20 protein-coding genes are annotated in these 24,504 nt (G+C 29.7%); 9 read left to right on the top strand and 11 right to left on the bottom strand.

Annotated elements, in window-relative coordinates; translation table 11 throughout:
• Positions 1–16 precede the first annotated feature (16 nt).
• The 3 genes from JOP69_RS06875 (at position 17) to JOP69_RS06865 (ending at position 3,592) form a co-directional block, all read left to right on the top strand.
• A complete protein-coding gene (locus tag JOP69_RS06875) occupies positions 17–595 on the top strand; it encodes a hypothetical protein (protein ID WP_203394577.1) in 579 nt (192 codons plus the stop codon).
• On the top strand, positions 592–1,494 hold the full coding sequence (hemF, locus tag JOP69_RS06870) for an oxygen-dependent coproporphyrinogen oxidase (RefSeq protein ID WP_203394578.1): 903 nt from the start codon (positions 592–594) through the stop codon (positions 1,492–1,494). Before JOP69_RS06875 ends, hemF begins: the two co-directional genes overlap by 4 nt.
• 463 nt (positions 1,495–1,957) lie before the next feature.
• Positions 1,958–3,592, top strand: a complete 1,635-nt coding sequence (locus tag JOP69_RS06865) for a LuxR family transcriptional regulator (RefSeq protein WP_203394579.1) — start codon at positions 1,958–1,960, stop codon at positions 3,590–3,592.
• 535 nt (positions 3,593–4,127) lie between these two features.
• Here JOP69_RS06865 and JOP69_RS06860 read toward each other — a convergent pair.
• The 4 genes from JOP69_RS06860 to JOP69_RS06845 all read right to left on the bottom strand — a co-directional run bounded on the left by JOP69_RS06860 (position 4,128) and on the right by JOP69_RS06845 (position 7,875).
• The gene (locus tag JOP69_RS06860; RefSeq protein WP_203394580.1) at positions 4,128–6,743 is read right to left on the bottom strand and encodes an AsmA family protein; all 2,616 of its coding nucleotides are present in this window, start codon (positions 6,741–6,743) and stop codon (positions 4,128–4,130) included.
• A gap of 160 nt (positions 6,744–6,903) precedes the next feature.
• A complete protein-coding gene (locus JOP69_RS06855) occupies positions 6,904–7,236 on the bottom strand; it encodes a CCC motif membrane protein (protein ID WP_203394581.1) in 333 nt (110 codons plus the stop codon).
• A 10-nt stretch (positions 7,237–7,246) separates the two neighbouring features.
• Positions 7,247–7,546 (bottom strand): DUF2752 domain-containing protein, encoded by a 300-nt coding sequence (locus JOP69_RS06850; protein ID WP_203394582.1) that lies wholly within the window; start codon positions 7,544–7,546, stop codon positions 7,247–7,249.
• Between the two features lie 5 nt (positions 7,547–7,551).
• Positions 7,552–7,875, bottom strand: coding sequence for a YbaB/EbfC family nucleoid-associated protein (locus tag JOP69_RS06845; protein ID WP_203394583.1), 324 nt, complete (start codon positions 7,873–7,875; stop codon positions 7,552–7,554).
• Between the two features lie 139 nt (positions 7,876–8,014).
• Between JOP69_RS06845 and JOP69_RS06840 the strand changes: the two genes are divergently transcribed.
• The 3 genes from JOP69_RS06840 to JOP69_RS06830 all read left to right on the top strand — a co-directional run bounded on the left by JOP69_RS06840 (position 8,015) and on the right by JOP69_RS06830 (position 12,612).
• Complete coding sequence (locus JOP69_RS06840) at positions 8,015–10,123, top strand: S9 family peptidase (protein ID WP_203394645.1); 2,109 nt, start codon at positions 8,015–8,017, stop codon at positions 10,121–10,123.
• 164 nt (positions 10,124–10,287) lie between these two features.
• Entirely contained in the window at positions 10,288–11,283 is a 996-nt protein-coding gene (locus JOP69_RS06835; protein ID WP_203394646.1) for a PLP-dependent cysteine synthase family protein, read from the top strand.
• Between the two features lie 81 nt (positions 11,284–11,364).
• Positions 11,365–12,612: an aminotransferase class I/II-fold pyridoxal phosphate-dependent enzyme gene (locus JOP69_RS06830; RefSeq protein WP_203394584.1), complete on the top strand. Its 1,248-nt coding sequence runs from the start codon at positions 11,365–11,367 to the stop codon at positions 12,610–12,612.
• A 227-nt stretch (positions 12,613–12,839) separates the two neighbouring features.
• Here the strand turns inward: JOP69_RS06830 and JOP69_RS06825 are convergent, their stop codons facing one another.
• The 3 genes from JOP69_RS06825 to JOP69_RS06815 all read right to left on the bottom strand — a co-directional run bounded on the left by JOP69_RS06825 (position 12,840) and on the right by JOP69_RS06815 (position 17,183).
• Positions 12,840–13,634 (bottom strand): carbonic anhydrase, encoded by a 795-nt coding sequence (locus JOP69_RS06825; protein ID WP_203394585.1) that lies wholly within the window; start codon positions 13,632–13,634, stop codon positions 12,840–12,842.
• Between the two features lie 222 nt (positions 13,635–13,856).
• On the bottom strand, positions 13,857–15,659 hold the full coding sequence (locus tag JOP69_RS06820) for a DEAD/DEAH box helicase (RefSeq protein WP_203394586.1): 1,803 nt from the start codon (positions 15,657–15,659) through the stop codon (positions 13,857–13,859).
• Between the two features lie 129 nt (positions 15,660–15,788).
• The gene (locus tag JOP69_RS06815) at positions 15,789–17,183 is read right to left on the bottom strand and encodes a hypothetical protein (protein ID WP_203394587.1); all 1,395 of its coding nucleotides are present in this window, start codon (positions 17,181–17,183) and stop codon (positions 15,789–15,791) included.
• Positions 17,184–17,360: 177 nt separating this feature from the next.
• Here JOP69_RS06815 and JOP69_RS06810 point away from each other — a divergent pair, with 177 nt between their 5' ends.
• Entirely contained in the window at positions 17,361–18,980 is a 1,620-nt protein-coding gene (locus tag JOP69_RS06810) for an ABC-F family ATP-binding cassette domain-containing protein (protein WP_203394588.1), read from the top strand.
• Positions 18,981–19,162: 182 nt separating this feature from the next.
• On the opposite strand, the gene JOP69_RS06805 is transcribed toward JOP69_RS06810, so the two are convergent.
• Positions 19,163–20,104, bottom strand: a complete 942-nt coding sequence (locus JOP69_RS06805; protein ID WP_203394589.1) for a hydrogen peroxide-inducible genes activator — start codon at positions 20,102–20,104, stop codon at positions 19,163–19,165.
• 105 nt (positions 20,105–20,209) lie between these two features.
• On the opposite strand from JOP69_RS06805, the gene JOP69_RS06800 reads away from it, so the two are divergent.
• Complete coding sequence (locus JOP69_RS06800) at positions 20,210–20,683, top strand: Dps family protein (protein ID WP_203394590.1); 474 nt, start codon at positions 20,210–20,212, stop codon at positions 20,681–20,683.
• A gap of 126 nt (positions 20,684–20,809) precedes the next feature.
• Here the strand turns inward: JOP69_RS06800 and JOP69_RS18660 are convergent, their stop codons facing one another.
• The 3 genes from JOP69_RS18660 to JOP69_RS06785 all read right to left on the bottom strand — a co-directional run bounded on the left by JOP69_RS18660 (position 20,810) and on the right by JOP69_RS06785 (position 23,614).
• Complete coding sequence (locus tag JOP69_RS18660) at positions 20,810–21,454, bottom strand: acyloxyacyl hydrolase (RefSeq protein ID WP_252191202.1); 645 nt, start codon at positions 21,452–21,454, stop codon at positions 20,810–20,812.
• A gap of 35 nt (positions 21,455–21,489) precedes the next feature.
• Positions 21,490–22,377 (bottom strand): 3-hydroxybutyryl-CoA dehydrogenase, encoded by an 888-nt coding sequence (locus JOP69_RS06790; protein ID WP_203394591.1) that lies wholly within the window; start codon positions 22,375–22,377, stop codon positions 21,490–21,492.
• A gap of 277 nt (positions 22,378–22,654) precedes the next feature.
• Positions 22,655–23,614 (bottom strand): Gfo/Idh/MocA family protein, encoded by a 960-nt coding sequence (locus JOP69_RS06785; RefSeq protein ID WP_203394592.1) that lies wholly within the window; start codon positions 23,612–23,614, stop codon positions 22,655–22,657.
• Positions 23,615–23,825: 211 nt separating this feature from the next.
• Here JOP69_RS06785 and JOP69_RS06780 point away from each other — a divergent pair, with 211 nt between their 5' ends.
• Positions 23,826–24,467 (top strand): protein-L-isoaspartate(D-aspartate) O-methyltransferase, encoded by a 642-nt coding sequence (locus JOP69_RS06780; RefSeq protein ID WP_203394593.1) that lies wholly within the window; start codon positions 23,826–23,828, stop codon positions 24,465–24,467.
• Positions 24,468–24,504: the final 37 nt, after the last annotated feature.

Genomic DNA, 24,504 nt, shown 5'->3' with positions numbered 1-24,504 from the left:
GTATGCAGGCATAATAATGAAACTTATTATAGCGTACCAATTTTCTGTTATTTGGTTTCAGCCAGAAGTTTCAGATGTTTCTAAAATTTCTTCAATGGCTATTTTAATGGCTTTTGAGTTTGTTATGGTACATTCTGGAGTATTTATGGCAGTGATGCCTAAAAAGATTTCTTTGTTTATTTTAATTCCAATTTATGGTTTATTTGCTTGGGGATTTTCTTCAACAATGGAAAATAATGATATCATACTATTATACTTACTAGTTGTCCTAAATAGAATGCGCTTTGCGTTTTCAGATGTGAGTCTGGAAATTAGAGTAAGAGCTGTACTATTTTCTGTTTTGGCAGCAATTTTATATATTGTACTTATCATTATTACTCTCTTTTCAGATGGTGTTTTTGGAGAATTAGGACTAACACAAGAATTTTTAAAATCGTCGGGGTATTTTGATACTTTATCAGCAAGTGGAGAATTTGTAGAAAGACCTCATACAGCTATTAGTTTTGGGTTTTTTTATTACTGCTTTTTAGCTGTACTAGAAACGCTATTGCTAACCACTAAAACAATGAATATGACTAAAATTGCAATTAAATGAAAGATCAATTTTATAAATACATAGAAAACTTACAAGATCAAATTACTTCTAAATTAGCCGCAATAGATGGTGGTGCTAAATTTAAAGAAGATCTTTGGGAAAGAGAAGAAGGCGGTGGAGGTAGAACACGTGTTATAGAAAATGGATCGGTTTTTGAAAAAGGAGGTGTTAATATTTCGGCAGTTCATGGAGAGTTACCAGAAGCGTTAAGAAACCAGTTTAAAGTAAAAGAAGGAAACTTTTTTGCTTGTGGTTTAAGTTTGGTATTGCATCCAATAAATCCTTTTGTACCAACGGTGCATGCAAATTGGCGTTATTTTGAAATGTACGATGATGCAGGGAACATCGTAACCCAATGGTTTGGAGGCGGACAAGATTTAACTCCCTATTATTTATTTGACGAAGATGCTACACATTTTCATCAGGTTTGTAAAAACGCATGTGACAAACATGATTTAGGTTTTTATCCGAAGTTTAAAAAAGTTTGTGATGAATATTTTTGGAATGCTCACAGAAATGAAGCCCGTGGAATTGGGGGTTTATTTTTTGATTATCAAAAAGAAACAGCAGAGTTTTCTATAGAAGATAGATTCAACTTTGTAACAGAAGTAGGAAATAGTTTCTTAGACAGTTATGTACCAATTGTAGAAAAAAGAAAAGATATAGCTTTTACAAGAGCACAAAAAGATTGGCAAGAAGTGCGTAGAGGTCGCTATGTAGAATTTAATTTAGTACACGACAGAGGAACTCTTTTTGGTTTAAAAACAAATGGAAGAATAGAAAGTATTCTAATGAGTTTGCCACCAATTGTACAATGGAAATACAATCACCAACCCGATGAAAATTCTGAAGAAGAAAGACTTTTAAATGTTTTAAAGAATCCTAAGGATTGGGTTTAATAATCATAAAAAAAGCAGGAATCATATTCCTGCTTTTTTATATTAATTAATTCAAATGTTATATTTAGCTGTTTCTCATATACTTTTTGTTTTATGTTACAAATTTACGATAAAACTATATTTAGCAATATGACAATAATCATATTGTTTTGTTAATGTATGTTAAAATTAAATGTTTTTTGTAGTAGTATTTTTGTGATTATGATAATTTTTTAAAACAAGTGTTTTGTGGTTATCTATATTGGTTTTATAGGAGAGGATTTTGTGTGCTTCGAATATCAAAACAGCAGAATATTCTTTAGAAGATAGATTTTATTTTACTACAGATGAGAAAAGACTTCTTATTGTTTTTAAAAATACTAAAGATTGAGTTTTTTATTAACATTAGTTAGTGTATTTTGCTTTCGTTTTTATAAATTGATATCTAATATTTTTAAGGACGTACATAATAAAGATATAATAAATGTATTACAAAGTCATATTTACTTTTTTATTCTTTTTTAGTTTAAAAACAAACTCTCAGAATTTAGATTCTATTTTTATTTCAAAAAAAGAAATTGTAAAATCTATAAAAACGAATAAGGATAAAGTTCAGTTTTTATATGAATGTGGAGAGTATTTTTATTCTAAAAATGTTACTAAGTCAGAATATTTCTTCAAGGAAGCTTTACTTTTAGCTAAGGGTAGTAATAGTACTATGGAAGGTAGAACTTTATTTAAATTAGGGTTTATAGAAAAAAATAGAGGTAATTTAAGTACATGTCTTAGGTATTTTAATGAAGCAAAAGATATATTTGAAAATACTAATGATACTGAGCGTTTTGCTTCTATTCATTTTGATATAGGATATGTGTATCGATACAAAAATCAAATGGATAAAGAGTTTAGCTTTTACAAAAAAGGTTTAAAACTTAGTGTAGGAGAAGATGAGTTAGTATTAGGAAAAGGATATTTACATTTAGGAAATTACTATACTAGGCTTAAAAAATTAGATTCGTCAATTTATTTTTATAATAAATCTCTTGATATTTTTAAAAGATTAAATAGAGATGATAGGGTTTACAATGTGTATAATAATGTGTCTAATACGTATTACAAACAAGGTAAATATAAAAAAGTAATAGCTATTAGAACGTTAGTTTTAAAATTTGCAAAAAAAGAAGATAATAAACTACTTATAACAGTCAATTATCATAATCTAGCTGCTGCTTATAGTAAGTTGAACGAGTATGTAACTGCTGATAAATATTTAGACTCAGCTTTAATTGTTGCAAAAGAAAATAATTTTAAACTAAGATTATCAAAATCTTATAGTTCAATTGCTAAAGTTAACTTTATGCTTAAAAACTATGAGAAATCTTATAGGTATCTAGAAAAACATAAGGTTTATTCAGATTCTATTATTAAATCACAATTATCAAATACAATTAAAGAAGTAGAGCTTAAAAATAAGCTGAAATTAGAAAAGAAAAATTTACAAATATTAAATCAAGAACAAGTTTTTGAAAAGAGGTTGTACTTAATTATAATTGGTGTGTTTTTATTATTAGGTATTCCTCTGGTTATTTTATATCACAGAAATTCCGTTAATAAGAACCAAATAATCGAAGGGAATTTAGAGAAGGAGAAAATAAAAAAGGAAGTTTTACAGCAAAAGTTTAAACGATCAGAAGTTGAAATAAAAAGCTTAGTTGCAGATAATTCAATGAGGTTAGAATTTTTAAAACAACTTTTATTAAAGCTTAAAAACGAAAGGAAATCTTCGGCTTCAGTTGAAGTGAAAAATTATATTAAAGATTTATCTTTTAAAATTCAGCAACAAATTACAACAGATAGCAAATTAACTTTACTTAAAAATAAAATTGATGCTATTAATGATGGTTTTGATAATATGTTAATTACTACTTATAAGGAGCTTACTAAAACTGAAAGAGAAGTATGTTCTTTATTAAGGTTAAATTTATCTGTGAAAGAAATAGCAGCAATTAGAAATTCAAGTCCAGATGCCATAAAAGTGACACGCTATAGAATAAGAAAGAAGATGAATGTGCCTAAAGATACAGAATTAGAGGTGTTTATTAAAAAGTTAGAAATATAGTTTTTTATTTATAAATTACTCTATTATAGGTTTTTGTGTTTTTTATGTTACTTTTTGTTACCTTTTAAAAAGTATACTATTACTTTTTGTGACTCTTTTTTTTGTAGTAATTTTTATTTTAAAATTTACATTTGAATAGGTAATTAAATTATTCCCCCAATCCCCCAAAGGATTTAATTACTACTTTCAAAAACTTTAAAAAGCAGCTTGTTTATAAGCTGCTTTTTATTTTTTATCAACTTAATAAGTTTAAAGTGAGAAAAGATTAGAAAGAGGTAATGCAAGGTTTGCCTAATTACTGCCTTTCTTTGAATGATAATAATGTAGAATTTGATTGTGTTAAAAAAACGACTCTAAGAGAATAGATCAACCAAATTATAATAAGAAATAATTCCTTTTATAGTATCTTTTAGTAAAATATTAGATTGTTCTTTAATATAAAATCCTGTAATTTTTTTATTACTTGAATAAAAAATAAAGTAAAACTCAGGTTCATTAATGAACCTGAGTTTTTATAATTTACAAAGTGTGTAACTTAATTTTTCTTAACAGTATCTTTCTTTTTCTTACCAAATAAATCACCTAAAACATCTTTTACTTTATCGGTAACCTTATCTTTTGCAGTTTCTGTACTGGTAGAATCTTTTTTAGTATTCATTCCAATTAAATCTTTCAGTTTATCTTTTCCTTGATCTATTAATTGATTTTTTTGCTTTTCAATTAAATCTTTTACTAAGTTGGCTGTAGCGTCTTTAATATCAGAACTGAATTTTGGGCTATTAAAACTCCCCGTTAATGTTCCGTTTATCGGAATACTTTTAATACTTGAGGCATCTTTAGCTGTTAGTTTTGCTATTAAGTTGGTAACGTCAGAACCTAAGTATTTTACAGGCACATCAAATACAAGATTGTAATTCATAGATTGATCAAAACCATGTGTTCCGCCAATTTCTATATTAATATCGTTGTATTTTAATGGAATAGGTTTTACGGTAACTTTACCATCTTTAAAAGAAAAGTTTCCTTTTATTTTATCTAAATTTAATTTATCAACATCTAAAAAACTAACATTATTACTTAAAGCAGACAATACTTTAGAGTTACTTGTGTTTATTTTAGTATTTAATAACTGACCTAATAAATCTCCCGTAATCGTATTTAAATTGGGAGTCATATCATTATTTAGATTTCCAGAAACGGTAATGGTAGAGTTTATTTTACCTTCAATGGTTTTTGCTATTGGAGCAATGGCTTTTAACATGTCTAAACTTGTAAAAGAATCAGAAATATTTAATTCACTTAAGTTTAAATCCATTTTAAAGCTAGAAGTAGTTTCTTTGGTAGAAACGTTTCCGTTTAAACCAATATTACCTCCAAAAATATCAGATTTTAGGTTTTTTAAATCCACCATTTCATCATGAATTATTAATTGCCCAGAAACATTGGTTAGGTTTAAATTATCATACACTACTTTTTTAGCATTTGCAGTAAGTGTTACATCTAAAAAAGCAGGTATTTTTAAGGTTGATGTTGTTGCTGTTTTTTCTGATGTCTCTCCTTCTGTAATAAAATCTGCAACTTTTAAATTATTTGAATTTAAGGCAAAGTTTCCTTTTAAAACTTCATCCTTAAAAATAAATCCATAAAAATTATCTAGATTTCCATTAATTGCTAAATCAGAACTTCCTGTCTTTGCATTAAATTCGTTTAATTTTATAGTGTTTGTATTAAAATTGATAGATGTTTTATCAATATAAAAAGTATTGGCAACATCTTTACCATCGTATTTAAAATTACTAAGTGTTAAGTTTCCAGAATTTTTAATGTTTTGGTACGTTCCTTTATCAATAGAATTCATATCAAAGTTAGTAGAAATATTGGCATTTAAAATCCCTTCTAATTCTTGTTCTAAAGGAGCAGGATAAACTTTACCAATGTTTGCTAAATTAATAGTTCCTTTTGCTGTTATATTAATATACGGATTTGTAGTAATATTTTTGATGTTTCCGTTTGCTGCAAAAGTATCTTCATCAATTTTAAAGTTGAATTGATTTACTGCAACGTACGTATCTTTTATAAGTCCTGTTTTGTTAACTATTTTAGTGTCTATGTTTATATTGGTAACAGATTTAGGTAAATCTGCATATTTAAATAAGGCGTTTTTAGAGATGATTTCTATGTCAAAAGCAGGAATTGTCTTGTCTGAAAAGGTTCCTTTTACAACACCATTTACCTCAAAATTACCTTCCGTTTTAATAGATTCTAAATTACCAGCATATTGTTTTGGTAACAAGGCCAAAGCATTTTTAAAGGAAGAGGTAGGGGTTTTAAATTTTAGATCATACAATTGGTTTTCATCAACCAATTGAACAAAACCATCAAACTCTAAAGGTAATTGATTAATGTAACCTGTATTTTCTTTAAACGTGTATTTGCTGTTTTTTAAATCGATAGCAATTATAGCATCTAAAGACACTTTTACTTTACTTAAATAGTTGGTTTTGTCTAAATCTAAAGACACATAACCTGTTGTTTCAGTATCTAAATTAAACACCTCTTTAGCAAAATTTCCTTCTCCAGTATGGTAAATACTATCTAAACTCATTTTTGTGTTTGTACTTCTGTCTAAATAATTAAAATTGATGTCTTGCAATTCATAAGAGTCAATGTTTAAAGAAAAAGAACTGTCGCTACTTGCAGTTGTAATTTCTTTGGAAGGAATGGCAATATCAAAATTCCCATTTCCATTTTTATCAAATATAATATTGATATCACCTTCTTTAGATGTAATACTTTTAATAGCAAGTGTTTCGTTAGATTTTTTAAAAAGTTCTGTAATATTTAAAGCTAAGCTTAGTTCTTTTGCCTTAAATAAAGTATCACCCACAAAAGGAGCTTTGTTAGCAACTGCCAAATCATTAACGGTTAAACTTAAAGAGGGGAAGTTTTTAAACAAACTAAGGTCTGCATCTTTAAAAGTTACGGTAGCATTTATGTTGTTGTTAATGGTGTTGGTAACCATTACTACAATTTTATCTTTAAACAAAAAAGGGATTGAAATTGTGGCTATTATAAGCAGTAGCACAAAAATAGAAACCCATTTTAGAATTCTTTTTCCTATTGATTTCTTCTTTTTATCAGTATTTATCATCTTTTTTTTTCAGTTGAAAATTTGTCAGATGCAAAAATACAATTTAGGCGCTTGTAAATATGTTTAGACTACGTTAAATATATAAGAATGGTAGATAAAAAATAATACTGTAATTCTTATAAAGAATTACAGTATTATAAATACTATTTTCGATTTGGTTTTATTGACCAAATATTTCATTGACTCTTTTTTCTAACAAAGCAGGATCTTCTAAGGCTTCTACACCAATTTTGTAAAAGAACCAACCAATAAAAAGGATAAAAATAGCATTTAAAATAATACCAATAATTCCCATTATTTTGCCGGCGTTGGCATTATTTACACTATTGTAATTTTCTGGGTTTTCATTATATTCTTTTATAGCTTTGTTTCCTAATACTAGAGCAATAATACCCAAAGGTAATCCTATAATTCCGTAACAAATACAAGTTACTAAAGATAAAATACCAAGTACTAAAGACGTGGTAGCGTTTGGTAAGTTTTGTTTTTCCATATTTATTTTTTTAAAGTGTATATAAAGCTTTCATTTTTATGCAGTAACTTATTACAATAACAAGCACGTTTATGGTGGTAAATGATATTATAATTTTCTTGGTGTTTTTAAACTTTACTTTATAGTTGATTACTACAAAAGCCCCGAATAAAAGTAGGGTATAAATTGCAGGATACATTTTAAAAGCGGCGACAAAATCTCCATTTATAAGCAGTATAAAAGCTCGCTGAATTCCGCAACCTGGGCAATCTATACCAAAGAGCGATTTATTTAAACAAGGCAATAAGTAATCATTTGTGGTTAAAAGCATGTGTATTATTTAAACATATCCATTCCTGGTATGTTTGGCATACCGCTTTTAGCGGCAACCGCCATTTCTGCTTCGTTAATTTTAGTTGCTTTTTCTATGGCTTTGTTTAAAGCAAGAATTAAATAGTCTTCTAATTCTTCTGCATCAGCAAGTAAAGCATCATCAATAGAAATCGATTTTATTTCTCTATTTGCAGTTAATGTAATTTTTAGTTTGCCGTCTGCAGCTACTTCATCTACCAAAACAGAATTTAATCTTATTTTTGTTTCTTCTACTTTTTGCTGAGCTTCTTTCAGCTGATTCATCATTCCAGATAAGTCTCCTAACATTGTTTTTTATGATTAAAATTTAGTTCGTTACAAATTTAGTATTTTTAAAAGGAATTAAAATCATCTAAAAATGAGAAAAATAGTTATTCCTTTCTTTGTTTTAAGCCTTACATTTGCAACCGCTTGTAAAAATAAGAACATGAAAAGTACAGATGCAAAAACTCCTGTAGCAATTAAACAGCCTACAAAGTTAGAGAAACACGGAGATGTTAGAATAGATAATTATTTTTGGATGCGCTTGTCTGATGAGCAAAAAAATGCCATAGATAAAGACGAAGAAACTCAGAAGGTAGTAGATTACTTAGAGGAAGAAAACACCTATTATAAGAAGGTAACAGATTATACAAAGCCATTTCAAGAAGAATTATTCGAAGAAATGAAAGGTAGAATTAAGGAAGATGATTCTTCTGTGCCTTATAAAGACAATGGTTATTTTTATATAACGAGATATGAGATTGGTAATCAATACCCAATTTATAGCCGTAAAAAAGAAAACTTAGAAGCAGATGAAGAAGTGCTTTTTAATGTAAACGAAATGGCAAAAGATTTCGATTACTATCAATTAGGTGGTTTAAATATTTCTTCGGATAATAAATTGGCCGTTTTTGCTACAGATACAGTAAGTAGAAGACAGTATTTCTTAAGAATCAAAAATCTAGAAACAGGCAAAATTTATAAAGATATTATAGAAAATACAACAGGTGGTTCCGTTTGGGCAAACGATAATAAAACTATTTTCTATACCAAGAAAGATCCTGTAACTTTACGTAGTTCAAGTGTTTATAGACATGTTTTAGGTACGCCAACATCTGAAGATGTAGAAGTTTTTCATGAAGAAGATGATACATTTGGTACGTATGTAACGAAATCTAAATCAGATAAATATATTATTATAGGTTCTTACAATACTGTTTCTACAGAGGCACAATATTTAGATGCAGATAACCCAACGGGAGTATTTACAATGTTGCAACCTAGAGAAAGAGGTTTAGAATATAGTGTAGCACATTTTGGAGATTATTTTTATTTATTAACAAATAAAGATAATGCCATCAACTTTAAGTTGATGAAAACCCCAATTACAAATACAACTAAAGAGAATTGGGTAGATGTAATTCCGCATAGAGATGATACTTTACTAGAAGACTTTTCTATCTTTAAAGATTATTTAGTTTTAGAAGAGCGTACCAATGGTTTAAATAAAATACGTATTAAACGTTGGGATGAAACCAAAGATTACTATTTGCCTTTTAATGAAGAAACGTATTCTGTAGGCGTATATGCAAATCCAGATTTTGATACGGATGTAATTCGTTATTCTTACAATTCGTTTACAACACCAAGTTCTGTAATTGATTTTAATATGAAAGATCAATCTAAAGAAATTAAAAAAGAACAAGAAGTTTTAGGCGGAAAGTTTCACAAAGAAAACTACATCAGTAAACGTGTTTGGGCAAGTACAAGAGACGGAAAAAAAGTAGCAATTTCTTTGGTATATCATAAAGATACAGAGCTTAATTGTAATACTCCTGTATTGCAATATGCCTATGGTTCTTACGGATATACCATACCAGATAGCTTTTCTACCACACGTTTAAGTTTATTAGATAGAGGTTTCGTGTATGCATTAGCACACATTAGAGGAAGTGAGTATTTAGGAAGAGAATGGTATGAAGACGGTAAAATGTTGAATAAGAAAAATACCTTTAACGATTTTGTAGATTGTTCTCAGTATTTAATTGATAATAACTACACTTCACCAGAGCATTTATATGCAATGGGCGGTTCTGCAGGAGGTTTGTTAATGGGAGCAATTGTAAATATGAACCCAGAATTATATAACGGAATTATTGCATCGGTACCTTTTGTAGATGTTATTTCTACGATGCTAGATGATAGTATTCCGCTTACAACTGGAGAATATGACGAATGGGGAAATCCAAATGATAAAGAATATTACGATTATATAAAATCGTATTCACCTTATGATCAAGTTATGGCAAAAAACTATCCTAATATTTTGGTAACGACTGGTTTTCATGATTCTCAAGTGCAATATTGGGAACCTGCAAAATGGGTTGCAAAATTAAGAGAGTTGAAAACAGACAATAATTTATTATTGTTAGAAACTAATATGGAAGCAGGACATGGAGGTGCTTCTGGACGTTTTGATGCTTTAAAAGAAACAGCTAAAATGTACACCTTCTTTTTAGCCTTAGAGGATAAAATAGGAGCTAAAACAAATTAAGTCTTAAAAACAGTTTCAGTATTTAAGGATTAACCGTACTTTTGCAGCTAGAATCAAAGATAAAATAAGTGTCATTACGAGCGTAACGAAGCTATTTTTTAGTAAAAATGGCTAAAAACGTCACGTTGTCTCGTAATGACATTTACTTTGAGAATAGTGATAGAATGACGAGAAACAAAGGAATTACCAATTCAATATTAGATTTAGTAGGTGAAACCCCGCTAATTAAACTTCATAAGATTACTCAAAATCTACCAGGTGCTTATTTTGCTAAGTTCGAGGCTTTTAATCCAGGTCATTCTGCTAAAGATAGAATAGCAAAACATATTGTAGAAGATGCAGAAAAAAAAGGGATCCTTAAAAAGGGAGCTACTATTGTAGAAACAACTTCTGGTAATACTGGTTTTAGTTTGGCAATGATAAGTATTGTAAAAGGATATAAATGTATTTTAGCGGTAAGTGATAAATCTTCTAGAGATAAAATAGATTTACTAAAATCGATGGGAGCAGAGGTGCATATTTGTCCTGCAAACGTAGCGCCAGAAGACCCAAGATCTTATTATGAAGTAGCGAAAGCAATACATAGAAAAACAAAAAATTCTGTTTATATTAACCAGTATTTTAATGAGCTAAATATTGAAGCTCATTACAGAAGTACAGGACCTGAAATTTGGCAACAAACTGAAGGTAAAATAACTCATTTAGTGGTGGCTAGTGGTACAGGAGGAACTATTTCTGGTACCGGAAAATACCTAAAAGAACAAAATCCAAATATTAAAATTTTAGGAGTTGATGCTATTGGTTCTGTATTAAAAAAATACCACGAAACGAAAGAGCTAGATTTAGATGAGGTAAGTCCTTATAAAATTGAAGGATTGGGTAAAAATTTAATCCCGACGGCTACAGATTTTGATGTAATAGATATATATGAAAAAGTATCTGATAAAGAAGCGGCATTAGAAGCTAGGAATATTGTAAGGAAAGAAGGTATTTTTCCTGGATATACTAGCGGAGCAGTAATGCAGGCTACCAAACAATATGCAGCAAAAAATATGTTTACAGAAGATAGCATGGTCGTGCTAATTTTCGCAGACCATGGATCTCGTTATATGAATAAAATTTATAACGATGTGTGGATGAAAGAAAACAATTTTTTGTAAATAGAATAGACACGGACACATTTGATTAACTGCAAAAAAAGCAGTTTCTTTGCTGTTCGAATAACAATAATAAAATATCACATGACAAAAGATTTATTTGAAAGAATAGAAGCAGATAAAGGTCCCTTAGGTAAATGGGCAAAACAAGCAGAAGGCTATTATGTTTTTCCTAAATTAGAAGGACCTATTTCTAATAGAATGTCTTTTAATGGGAAGAAAGTTGTTACTTGGAGTATCAACGATTATTTAGGTTTAGCAAATCATCCAGAGGTTATAAAGGTAGATGGAGCTGCGGCAACAGAACACGGTATGGCGTATCCTATGGGGGCTAGAATGATGTCTGGGCATACAAAATTTCATGAACAATTAGAGCAAGAATGTGCTGCCTTTGTAGAAAAAGAAGCCGCTTATTTAGTGAATTTCGGATATCAAGGTATGGTATCTGCTATTGATGCTTTGGTAACAAAACACGATGTTATTGTTTACGATATGGATACGCATGCATGTATTATAGATGGTGTTCGTTTACATGCTGGTAAACGATTTGTGTATAAGCACAATGACATGGTAAGTTTTGAGAAAAACATTAAGCGTGCTCAAAGAATGGCAGAAAAAACAGGTGGAGGAATTCTTGTAATTTCAGAAGGTGTTTTTGGAATGCGTGGAGAACAAGGTCGTTTAAAAGAAATTATTGCATTTAAAAAAGAATATAATTTTAGATTATTAGTAGATGATGCACATGGTTTTGGTACCTTAGGTAAAGACGGTAAAGGAACAGGTGTAGAGCAAGGTGTACAAGATGAAATAGATGTGTATTTTGCTACATTTGCAAAATCTATGGCAGGTATTGGTGCTTTTTTTGCAGGGAATAAAGAAGTAATTCAGTATTTACAATATAATATGCGTTCTCAAATGTTTGCAAAATCATTACCAATGGCAATGGTTAAAGGTGCATTAAAACGTTTAGATATGTTACGTACAATGCCTGAGTTAAAAGAAGCATTGTGGAGAAATACAAATGCGTTACAATCGGGTTTACGTGCTGCAGGTTTCGATTTAGGAACTACACAAACATGTATTACTCCTGTATATTTAAAAGGAGAAATACCGGAAGCTATGGCAATGGTGAATGATTTACGTGAAAATCACGGAATTTTCTGTTCTATTGTAGTATATCCCGTAATACCAAAAGGATTAATCATATTAAGATTGATACCAACAACTACGCATACGCAAGAAGATATTGATGAGACTATTACTGCTTTTTCTGCAATTAGAGAAAAATTAGAAAACGGAACCTATAAAAAGATTGCAGCAGAAATGATGTAATTATTTTATATAGAGATTTAAATTTAAAACCGAGCTATTAGCTCGGTTTTTTGCGTTTACTAAGGTGTTATTACATCTTTTATTTTTTATTAGAGAGCTACAACTAATTTATAATATGCTCTTATAAAAAAAAGTCATTGCGAAGAAGTGTTTTGTAATCTCTATACTTTAAAGAATACTTTGTTTCTTGGCAATGACAATTTAAAATACTATGACTCTATATACTGTTACTTTTGTATATTTAAAGAAACAATCCTATCATTAAGAGGTTGTTCGTTTCTGTAATTGTCTTTAGGCATGTTGCTTTTTAATTTTAATACTTCATCTACAGAAATAATAATTGGGTCTTTAAATACAACCCAATTTACTCTTTCGGTACAAGGAGGTGTTGTTAAAGAGCCTCCGTAAGCGTAAAAATCATTGTTTTTAGGAAACAAAGTTGTTAAGTCTAAAGATTGGTCTATTTCTTTGGTTTTATTTTCTTCTATAGGTAAGAAGCTTTCAAAAAATTCAAATAACTGACTTTCCGCTCCTTCTTTGGCCAAAATACTCATTACGGTGTACGTATTAGATTTACTTTTATGAACTAAGTGAATTTCTAAAGGAAAACGTACTCCATTTAGGGTGTGTTCTGATGGTTCATGAAAATGGACTTGTGATAAAAAATAAGTATCTCCATGATATTGAATAGAATCTCCTGCTTCAAAATTAAACTGAATGGAATGTCCGTTATTGATAACTTGTTTTATTTTGGTAGTAGGCGAATATAAAATATCTAACGAATTTTCTTTCTGTTGTACAGGTTTCGTGTTAATATCTATAATGTTAATAGGAGATTGTTTTTTGCCATCACAATCTGAGTTTTTTTCTATTTCTGCCCAGTGCTCTGGTGAGGTTTCACCATTATAAGTCCAATGAGCATGGTTTTCTTCTTGGTGATTTTTTTTCTCTTTTTTATCTGAATTACAAGATGTAATAGTAACAAGAGTAAAAATTAGGAATGTAGCTATAAACTTTTTCATTTTTTTTATTGTTTTGTAATGATTGATTTCAACTACAAATGTAAGAGAAGAATGAAAAGCATTTCTATAACTTTGGTCATATTTTAAAAAAAATAAAGAAATCGGTTTCGTAATTATTAGGTTTAATTTATTCGTAAATATTAAAGACTACAGCTTAATTAGGATAAAAAAAAACCTCACCATTTTGCAATGATGAGGTTTTATATTTAATTTAGGTATTGATTAACGTTCTCTACGTCTTCTTCCGAATCCGCCAGATTTTCTGTCTCCACCACCTGTATTTCTATCTGCTCTATCAGAAGAGCTTCTATCTGATTTTCCTCTAGAAGAAGGGCTGTCAGAACTTCTACGTCTTCCAAAACCTCCATCTTTTTTACCGAAAGGTTTTTTACCACCTCTTCGTCCACCACCAGAACGTTCTTTTTTAGTAATCTCTATATTTACAGAGCGTCCATCAAAATCTGGTTGATTGCTAGCAAAAGCTTCTAATGTTTGGTCTTCGAAATTTTTATCAAGTTCAAAGAAAGAAAAAGTATCTAAGATATCTATAGAACCTATTTCTATTTTATCACCAATATTTTGGTCGTTAATTAAACCTATTAATTTACCTGGGTTTAAGTTGTCTTTTCTACCAATGTTGATAAAGAAACGGGTCATGTTTTCATTAACCGTTCTCGCTCTAGAATTTTCTCTAGAAGATAAATCATTTAAGTCTTTAGAGTTTTCGTAATACTTTAACATTGTATTAAATTCTAAAGAAACAAATTTTTTGATTAATTCTTCTCTATCTAATGATTCTAGTTTTTCATAAATACTTGGTAAAAATTCCTCCATTTCAGATTCATTTACTTCCGTATTTTGAACCTTATCAATTAAATTCATTAATTGATTCTGAACAATTTCTTTTCCAGAAGGAACTTTACCTTCTTCAAATTTCTTTTTAATTATTCTTTCAATCTGACGTAATTTCCCCTTTTCTTTTCCATTTACTAAAACAATAGAAATACCTTTATTACCAGCTCTACCAGTTCTACCACTTCTATGAGTATAGTTTTCTATTTGGTCTGGTAATTTATGGTTTATTACGTGCGTTAATTCCGTTACATCCAATCCACGAGCAGCAACATCTGTAGCTACTAATATTTGAATTGTTTTCTTACGGAATTTACCCATTACAGAATCTCTTTGCCCTTGAGATAAATCTCCATGCAAAGCATCTGCACTATAGCCATCTTTTATTAGGTTGTCTGCAACCTCTTGTGTTTCTCTGCGAGTTCTACAAAAGATAATTGCATAAATATCAGGGTTTAAATCTGCTATTCTTTTTAATGCAGGGTAACGAGTTCTTTCTGTAACTGAATAATATTCATGACTTACATTTTCTGAACCAGAATTTTTCTCACCAGAAGTGATTTCTACTGGTTTGGTCATGTAGTTTCTTGCAATAGACTCAACTTCTCTAGGAAAAGTTGCAGAAAACAATAAAGTTTGTTTTGTCTCTGGAGTAGCTTCTAAGACTTTATCTAATTCGTCTTTAAAACCCATGTTTAACATTTCATCTGCTTCGTCTAAGACTAACCATTGAACGTTTCCTAATTTTAAAGCTCTTCTGTTAATTAAATCTACAGTTCTACCTGGAGTTCCAACTACTATTTGTGCACCTCTTTTTAAAGATCTAATTTGATCTTCCATACTAGAACCACCATATACGGTAGCTACTTTTACATCTGGTAAATATTTACAAAAGTCCTTAATATTATTACCAATTTGAACTGCAAGTTCTCTTGTTGGTGATAAAATAATTGCTTGTACGTTTTTACTATTGGTATCTAAAAGCTCTAATATTGGCAAACTAAAAGCAGCAGTTTTACCTGTACCTGTTTGTGCAAATGCTTTTAAATCGTCTGTAGATGAAATAATTTGTGGAATTGCTTTTTCCTGAATTACGGTAGGTTTTTCGTAACCTAAATCCGTCAATGCTCTGTTAATCGGTTCTTTTAAACCTAATTCTAAAAATGTTGACATTACTGTGTTTTTTTGGATTCACAGAACGCCCACCTGCAAACCCGATTATAAATTCGACCTGATTATTAATGAGTTAGACTCAGAATAAAAATCGTGCAAATGTACAACTAATATTTTAATTAAGATGAATTATTTTGGAATACTTAATTGTTTTAAATCTGAATACAATTTTTTAGAAGAAATTGAAGCAAAACCGTTTGTTATTATTCCTTGTTTGTTAATAATAATAGATCTTGTCATTTTGCTTGTTAAGAAATTGTTTGCCTCGCTATTGGCAGTAATAAAATATTGACTTTTAATATCTAGGTGCTTTATTCTGTCATGCACGCTTCCATCAATTTTTATTTGAATAAATTGTACATCAGGAAATTGTCTTCTTAAATAATTAATTCTAGACGAGATATACATCGGTGTCGTATTCTCTGGATTCCAAAATAATAAAAAAGTGTTTTTATTTTTTATGAGTTTTTTTATAGAGTGTGTTCCGTTTGTTAAATCATTTATGGTAAAATCAACCATTTTTAGACCTTTATTTAGTACTTTACTATCTAAAAGTAATTGCCTAACGTGAGCCTTGTCTTTTGCACTTGTGCTTAAATTAAAATAAGTATCAAAAGCTTCTTTGTTTGCATTGCAGCTAGATTTTTCATAAAAATGACTGACAACTGTTTGCTTTAAAAAAGCATTTTTTGAGGCTTCAGATTTTATCTTATTTTTTATTGTTTTTAATAAATCTACTGTAAAACCTGACGAATACTCATTAGTCATTGGTTTATGTCCCAAAGAATAGGTGATATTGTATAGAAAATTCCTTACATATTTAGAGTAAGGTTGGTAGTACATTAAAGAGTCGTTATTTATATTTACAGACGCTCTATGCTTATAAAAAGTATTATTAATGGTACTAAATTCTGTTTTATGATTGTATTTTACATTGGCAATTGGGTATCTTTCTATTCTAGCAAAAATAGGGTAGGTAAGTGCCACTTTTAAAACGTTATTAAAACCTTTTGTTTCTTCTGTATGATCTTTTGTGTATTCTTTATAAGTTTTCTCTTTTAAAGAAAGTAAAGAATCTGTTTTTCTAAGAAATTGGTTAGGTGATAATTTGTTAAATTCATAAAACATTTTATTATCTTTTTCCTCTTCTAAAAAGCAGTCTATTAAAATATTATTTCTTTCGGCACCTTTTCCTGCAAAAACGATAGATTCATCAAAATCCCAAGTGTTTAAACGCAACATTAAACTATCTTTAGGTTCTAAGTATATATATTGGTTTTCATTTCCATGCGTAAAATAGTACAAACCTTCATTGGCGCTTTCTAATTTTCCTAAAAATTTATGGTCTTTACCTAAATACAATGTATCTATTACTTTATCCATAGCGAATAAAACAACATATTTAGATTTTGGGTTTATAATTTTACCGCCAAAATAAGTTGCTGTATTTTTAGAATTAGAACTACAGCCCACAAAAGCAGCAATCATAATTAATAAAATTAAATGAAGAAGATATTTAATCATACACATTAGGGGTCTTTACCTTATAACAAAGTTAGGTATTCATAGGAGCTATCGTTGTTAATTCATTGTTAAAATAGTTATAAAAACGGAAGTATAATTTATTGAAAACCGTTTGAAATGTGGGGGTAAAAGATAAATGAAATTTGTACTTTTGCAAAAATTAAAAAAATATAGAGTATGTTATCAGTTTCTAATTTATCTGTACAATTCGGAAAACGAATTTTGTTTGATGATGTTAATACAAAATTTCAAACAGGAAATTGTTATGGAATTATTGGTGCAAACGGAGCAGGAAAATCCACTTTCTTAAAAATTATTTCAGGTGTTCAAGAACCAACTTCTGGTCAGGTGCATTTAGAAAAAGGTAAAAGAATGTCTGTATTAACACAAGATCATTATGCTTTTGATGAATTCCCAGTATTAGAAACCGTAGTAATGGGTAACAAGGATCTTTTTAAAATTAAAAAGCAAATAGACGAGTTATATGCTGACTATACGGATGAAAACGCAGAAAAAATTGGTGAACTTCAAATAAAATTTGAAGAAATGAATGGTTGGAATGCAGATTCTGATGCTGCAGCAATGTTATCTAATTTAGGTATTTCTGAAGAGTTGCATTATTCATTAATGAAAGATTTAGATGGTAAACAAAAAGTACGTGTATTAATTGCACAAGCGCTTTTTGGAAATCCAGATGTATTAATAATGGATGAGCCTACCAACGATTTAGATTTTGAAACTATTGCTTGGTTAGAGAATTTTATTGCAAATTTTGATAACTGTGTTATTGTAGTATCGCATGATAGACACTTTTTAGATGCAGTTTGTACACATATTTCTGATATTGATTATAGTAAAATAAATAATTATTCGGGTAATTATACTTTCTGGTATGAGTCTAGCCAGTTAGCAACAAGACAAAGAGCACAACAAAATAAGAAAGCAGAAGAAAAGAAGAAGGAATTAGAAGAGTTTATCCGTCGTTTTTCTGCAAATATGGCTAAATCTAAACAAGCCACTTCTCGTAAAAAAATGATTGACAAGTTAAATGTTGAAGAAATTAAACCTTCTAGTAGACGTTACCCTGCTATTATTTTTGACAGAGATAGAGAAGCTGGTGATCAGATTTTAAATGTAGAAGAATTATCGAAAGAGTTTGAAGGAGAAAAATTATTTGATAATGTACATATCAATTTAAATAAAGGAGATAAAATTGCTGTTATTTCTAGAAACTCTAGAGCGGTAACTGCTTTTTATCAAATTATAACGAATAATGAAAAGGCCGACGCTGGTAAATTTGATTGGGGTGTTACAACTACACAATCATACTTACCGCTAGACAATTCTTCTTTTTTCCAAGATGGAGAATTAAATTTAGTAGATTGGTTAAGACAGTATGCACAAACAGAAGAAGAGCGTGAAGAAGTTTTTTTAAGAGGTTTCTTAGGGAAAATGATTTTTTCTGGAGAAGAAGCTTTAAAGAAAAGTAACGTGCTTTCTGGAGGAGAAAAGGTGCGTTGTATGTTGTCTAGAATGATGATGAAGAGAGGAAATGTATTAGTTTTAGATGAGCCAACAAATCACTTAGATCTAGAATCTATACAAGCTTTAAATAATTCATTAATCAATTTTAAAGGAACTATATTGTTTACAACGCATGATCATGAGTTTGCACAAACGGTTGCCAACAGAGTTATTGAGTTAACTCCAAAAGGAGTAATCGATAGATATACTACTTTTGATGATTATTTATCAGATCCAAAAATTAAGGAATTAAGAGATAAAATGTATTCTTAGTTTTTAAAGGACACGGATTTCACAAATATTCAAGACTTTAACAAAAAAAGACCCCACAAATTTTAAAAATTTGTGGGGTCTTTTTTTGTTCTTTAGATTAAATTTTTAAGAATATTGAATGCGATGAAAGAGTGTCTTTGATGCCATAAATATTATGTGTAATCTGTGAAACACGTGTCTTTTTATTTTTTCTGTAAAGGGCTAATAATTTTAACATCAGAAAAAGAAATAGCACCTCTAACAACACCATCTATCGTTTTCTTTAAGGCTTCAATCAATTGCATTTTTAATTGTGATTTATGATAAATTAAACTCACTTCTCTTGCTGGTGGAGGATTTGTAAATTCACGTAAATGGCTTTTATCGGCATCATTTAAATCTAAAGTATGTAAATAAGGTAGCAACGTCATTCCCAAACCTTCTTTAGACAGTTTAATTAAAGTATCAAAACTTCCACTTTCTAATTGAAACCCTTTTTTATTATCTACTTTACGAGTGCTACATAAATTAATTACGCTGTCTTTAAAACAATGCCCATCCTCTAATAACAGAATATCTTCCATTTCTAACTCCTCAGCAGTGATGGTTTTGTTTTTAGATAGTCTATGGTTTTGAGGAATTAAACCAACAAAAGGTTCATAATATAAAGGTCTTTCTTTTATCGCTTCATTTTCTAAAGGAGTTGCAGCAAGACCTGCATCTATATGACCGTCAGTTAATTTTCTTATAATTTCTTCGGTAGTTAATTCTTCGATAATTAACTTTACTTTCGGGTATTTTTTAGTGAAATTTTGTAGAAACATCGGTAATAAAGTGGGCATAATTGTCGGGATAATTCCTAATTTAAATTCACCTCCTATATATCCTTTTTGTTGATGAACAATGTCTAAAATTCTATTACTTTCATCTACGATAACTTTTGCTTGTTCTACTATTTTTTTTCCTACTTCTGTTAATTCAATTGGTTTTTTAGAACGGTTAAATATCTTAACACCTAATTCGTCTTCCAATTTTTGAATTTGCATACTCAATGTAGGTTGAGTAACAAAACTATGTTCTGCAGCTACCGTAAAATTCTGGTATTCTGCAACAGATAAAACGTATTTTAATTGGGTAATGGTCATTGTGTATCAAATTTTTTGATAAAGATATTAAAACTATCAATTATAATTATACTTTATGAGCTTAAATTTTTCTTAAATTTGTGTATCAATAAAAAATATTACAAAATGAACAAAACAATATTAGGATTAGACAAAAAAGAAACAGCTAATTTAGTCGATGAATTAAATGGTTTATTAGCAAATTTTCAAATTTATTATCAAAGTTTAAGAGGTTTACACTGGAATATTAAAGGGAAAAATTTTTTTCAATTACATGTTAAGTTTGAGGAGTTTTATACAGATTCTCAAGTAAAGATAGATGACATTGCAGAACGTATTTTAACATTACAAGGCAAGCCTTTGCATACTTTTACAGATTATATTAATTTAGCAATAGTACCTGTAGGAAAAAATATTTCTAATGATGTAGAAGCAGTGGAGTTGGTTGTAACCTCACTTTCTGAATTATTAAAAATTGAAAGAAGTATATTAGACTCTTCAGATGAAGCAAATGATGAAGGTACCAATTCTATGATGAGTGATTTTATTGCAGAGCAAGAAAAAACAATTTGGATGTTAAATTCTTGGTTAGGTAAATAATTAAAAAAAAATAGAAATGTATCACGCTGAACTTGGTTCAGCATCTTATTACTAAAATAATAAATTCCTATTAAGATCTTAAAATAAAATTTAGATCTAATAGGAATTTTATTTTAAATATAGTTTTTATTTAAGTAAATAATAAACGCCAATTTCTAAGCCAAGAAAACTATAACCATTATTGGGCGTTTTAGTATCAAAGTTAGAAACGTGTCCTATATTACTTCCTAAATACAGGGATGTCTTTTTAGTGGTTTTATAAGAAAACCCCAAAGATCCGTTTTCTATAAAAGTAAATCCTTTGGCTAATCGTTCTGTTCTAGTGTCTATAGTTGCTAACCCTAAACCAATGGTGGCTTTAAAGTCTAAGTTTTTAATAATTTCTCTCTTCAGAGCAAAACCTAGTTCAAAAGCATATAAATGCATGGTTTTAGGTGTTGTAAATTCTAATCTTAAATCTTGATAATTATTTTCTGAAGGCAAAACAAATTGCTCATTTAATAATTGGTGTTTTATAACCTGTATTTCTGGTTGAACGATAAGTTCTATATCAAAGGATTTCCATTTACCTAAGTCGTAAAAAGCTTGTAGTTTCAGTATGTTTGAGGAGTACTTGTAATCCTTATCTTCAAAAACAAAGTTTTTAGCATTTACATTATTGTAAAGAAAACCAACTTTTTTAATATTTAGAATCCCTTTTTTCTTTTCTTGAGCATTTAAAGTATAGGTGAGAGCTAAAATTAAAAAAAATAGAATTGGTTTTTTATACATTTATTTAGAAATTACTACTCTTAATTAAGAGCAGATTAAGAAAACATTTTAGCTACTTTTTCTGCCTTTCTACTTGTAGCATAATCATAAAATCCTTCGCCAGATTTTATACCTAATTTACCAGCCATAACCATGTTTACTAATAATGGACAAGGAGCATATTTAGGGTTTTTAAAACCATCGTATAAAACATTCATAATAGACAAACAAACATCTAAACCAATAAAATCTGCCAATTGTAAAGACCCCATTGGGTGTGCCATACCAAGTTTCATTACGGTATCTATTTCTTCTACACCAGCAACATTATTATACAAAGTTTCTATAGATTCGTTAATCATGGGCATTAAAATTCTGTTAGCCACAAAACCAGGATAATCATTTACTTCCACCGGAATTTTACCAACCTTTTTAGAAAGCGCAACAATGGTTTCCATTACCTCATTAGAAGTATTGTAACCTCTAATAATCTCTACTAATTTCATAATAGGTACTGGATTCATAAAATGCATTCCAATAACCTTATCGGGTCTACTAGTTGCAGCAGCAATTTGAGTTATAGAAATAGAAGAAGTATTGGTTGCTAAAACGGTGTTTTCATTACAAACTTTGTCTAATTCTTTAAAAATTTTCCCTTTTAAAACAGCGTTTTCGGTGGCAGCTTCCACAACTAAATGTGCGTCTTTAACCCCTTCCTTAATAGAGGTAAACGTGCTAATGTTATTTAAAGTCTTGGTTTTATCTGCTTCAGAAATTTTTTCTTTGGCCACCATTCTATCTAGATTTCTAGCAATGGTGTCCATTCCTTTTTCTAAAGAAGCTTCAGAAATGTCTATTAAACTTACCTTATAATTAAACTGAGCAAAGGTATGTGCAATTCCATTTCCCATGGTTCCAGCACCAATAATAGCTATATTTTTCATGTATTCTATTTTATTTGGGCGTTTTAACGGGCTTTCGCTACTCGCTTTTTTCGTACCTCAAAAGAGCTCAAACAAACCGCTCTATCCCTAACGCAATTATTTACAAACCTCACTATTTATTCAAAAAATATTCACTCTTTTAAAAGTAAAAATAAGTACCTTGTTCTTTTTAAATCGACAATCTAGCTCCAAAAGGAACAAGGTATGCTTCTTATATAAATATTTTTATATTAAGCCAAAATTGGATAGAATAAAACACTTGGTTATCACTCTTCGATTAAAAACAATCAATAATCATTTGTGCTACTTTTAGCGCTTCCGTACCTTGTCTTAAACTTACTACTGGAGATGTGTTGTTTTTAATTGAATGCGCAAAAGACTCTAATTCGTCTAAAATAGCATTGTTATTTTCTACTTCAGGATTTTCAAAGTAAATCTGTTTTTTAACACCTTCAGCATTTTGTAAAATCATTGCAAACTCATCAGGATTTGCAGGGACGTCTTTCATTCTAACAACTTCAGATTCCTTGCTTAAAAAATTAACAGAAATATAGGCATCCTTTTGAAAAAAGCGAGATTTACGCATGTTTTTCATAGAAATTCTACTAGCAGTTAAATTAGCGACACAACCGTTTTCAAACTCAATTCTTGCATTTGCAATATCAGGAGTATCAGAAATAACAGCAACACCACTTGCATGAACATTTTTAACTTGAGATTTTACAACAGAAAGAATAATATCAATATCATGAATCATCAAATCTAACACTACAGGTACATCTGTACCTCTTGGGTTAAATTCTGCCAAACGATGGCATTCGATAAACATTGGGTTTTCTATTTTATCTTTAACAGCTGTAAAAGCCGGGTTAAAGCGTTCTACATGCCCAACTTGTCCTAAAACATGAAATTGACTAGCCAATGTTTTTAAAGCTTCTGCTTCTAAAACGGTTTTAGTAATTGGTTTCTCAATAAAAATATGACGTCCTCTTTCGATGGCTAATTTAGCGCAATCAAAATGAGATAAAGTAGGTGTTACAATATCTATAACTTCAACAGCATGTATTAATTCCTTTACAGAATCAAAAGAGGTATAACCAAATTCTTCGGCAACATTTTTTGCGTTTTCCTTAGAGGGATCGTAAAAACCAACTAAGTTGTATTTGTCTGATTGTTGTAATAATCGTAAATGAATTTTTCCTAAGTGGCCAGCACCTAATACTCCTACTTTAAGCATATAAAATGTTTTAAGTCTTTCTGAACAAAGTAAAACAAACCTTTTAGTGAATCGGTTATTTTATGATTTCTTGCGTTGTAGCAGAAACGTTCATTATAAAGACATTAGTTTCGTTTTTCTGACTTTAAAAATCAGCCAAAAACAAAGATACAATTTTATGCTTATGTATATAGATTAATTACTATTTTTAGAGTCCAGAAATTTATAAAATTTGAAAGACACTTCTAAACACCAAGGACTTAGAAACCAGTTAGCTAAAGTATTAAAAGCAAAAGGGATTATCGATGAAAATGTATTGAATGCAGTACGTAGAATTCCGCGACACCTATTTATTGATAGTAGTTTTGAGTCTCATGCCTATCAAGACAAAGCTTTTCCTATTGCAGCAGATCAAACTATTTCTATGCCTTACACTGTGGCTTTTCAGTCTCAAACTTTAGAGGTAAAGCCTGGTGATAAAGTATTAGAAATTGGCACAGGTTCTGGGTATCAAACGGCTGTTTTATTAGAATTAAAGGCAGAAGTGTACTCGATAGAAAGACAACGAGAGTTGTTTAAAAAAACCTCTCTTTTTTTACCTAAACTGGGGTATAAACCCAAAAGATTTATTTTTGGAGATGGATATATAGGATTAAAAGAACAGGCACCTTTCGATAAAATTATCGTAACCGCTGGAGCTCCTTTTGTACCTAAACCGTTGTTATCTCAATTAAAAGTAGGAGGTAGGTTGTTGATTCCGGTTGGAGATAAAACACAAATAATGACGTTGTTTATTAGGAAATCTCCCACAGAGTTCGAGAAACATGAATTAGGAGATTTTGCTTTTGTGCCGATGTTAGAAGAAAAAAATTAGTATTTCAAGTTTCATAGGTTTAAGTTTTGTTTAAATC

Origin of the sequence: Polaribacter sp. Q13 (assembly GCF_016858305.2) — a bacterium.
In the GTDB taxonomy this organism is placed as follows: Bacteria; Bacteroidota; Bacteroidia; order Flavobacteriales; family Flavobacteriaceae; genus Polaribacter.
Note: the sequence above shows the minus strand (reverse complement) of the source record. Positions and strands in the feature narration are given on the sequence as shown.